This window comes from Paenibacillus sp. y28 (genome assembly GCF_037137075.1).
Taxonomy (GTDB): Bacteria; Bacillota; Bacilli; order Paenibacillales; family NBRC-103111; genus JBBBNV01.
The window spans coordinates 1-1,094 of the sequence record NZ_JBBBNV010000102.1; the positions used below are offsets into that span (position 1 = coordinate 1).

A 1,094-nucleotide genomic window follows, 5' to 3' on the forward strand; every position below is an offset into this window, starting at 1 on the left:
CCGGTTGCTCCCGTCGAACCTACCGCTCCCGTGGCTCCGGTCGCTCCCGTCGAGCCTACCGCACCTGTGGCTCCGGTGGCTCCTGTCGAGCCTATGGCACCCGTGGCTCCTGTCGCTCCCGTCGAACCTTCAGCTCCAGTGGCTCCGGTTACCCCAGTCGAACCTACCGCACCCGTAGCACCAGTTGCACCGGTCGAGCCTACCGCGCCAGTCGCACCTGTGGCTCCCGTCGAACCTACCGCGCCCGTGGCTCCGGTTGCTCCCGTCGAGCCTATGGCACCTGTGGCTCCAGTTGCTCCAGTCGAGCCTACCGCACCTGTGGCTCCAGTCGCTCCCGTCGAACCTGCCGCACCTGTGGCTCCCGTCGAACCTACCGCACCCGTGGCTCCGGTCGCTCCCGTCGAACCTACCGCGCCCGTGGCTCCGGTCGCTCCCGTCGAGCCTACCGCACCTGTGGCTCCGGTGGCTCCTGTCGAGCCTACCGCACCTGTGGCTCCGGTTGCTCCCGTCGAGCCATCTGCTCCCGTAGCTCCGGTCGCTCCGGTCGAACCTACCGCACCTGTGGCTCCGGTTGCTCCCGTCGAGCCATCTGCTCCCGTAGCTCCGGTCGCTCCGGTCGAACCTACCGCACCTGTGGCTCCGGTTGCTCCCGTCGAGCCATCTGCTCCCGTAGCTCCGGTCGCTCCGGTCGAACCTACCGCACCCGTGGCTCCAGTCGCTCCCGTCGAGCCATCTGCTCCCGTGGCTCCGGTCGCTCCCGTCGAACCTTCAGCTCCAGTGGCTCCGGTTGCCCCAGTCACACCTACCGCACCCGTAGCTCCGGTGGCTCCCGTCGAGCCTACCGCACCCGTGGCTCCAGTTGCTCCGGTCGAGCCTATGGCACCCGTGGCTCCAGTTGCTCCGGTCGAGCCTATGGCACCCGTGGCTCCGGTTGCTCCCGTCGAACCTTCAGCTCCAGTGGCTCCGGTTGCCCCAGTCGAACCTTCAGCTCCAGTTGCTCCAGTTGCTCCGGTCGAACCTACCGCGCCCGTGGCTCCTGTCGCTCCGGTCGAGCCTGTGGCACCTGTGGCTCCAGTTGCTCCTGTCGAGCCTAC

At 68.3% G+C, this 1,094-nt stretch carries 1 protein-coding gene; it reads right to left on the minus strand.

The window, feature by feature from the left end; genetic code table 11:
* Nucleotides 1-1,094: beta strand repeat-containing protein (locus WBG83_RS22460; protein WP_336747624.1), on the minus strand; the 1,094-nt coding region annotated here is incomplete at both ends.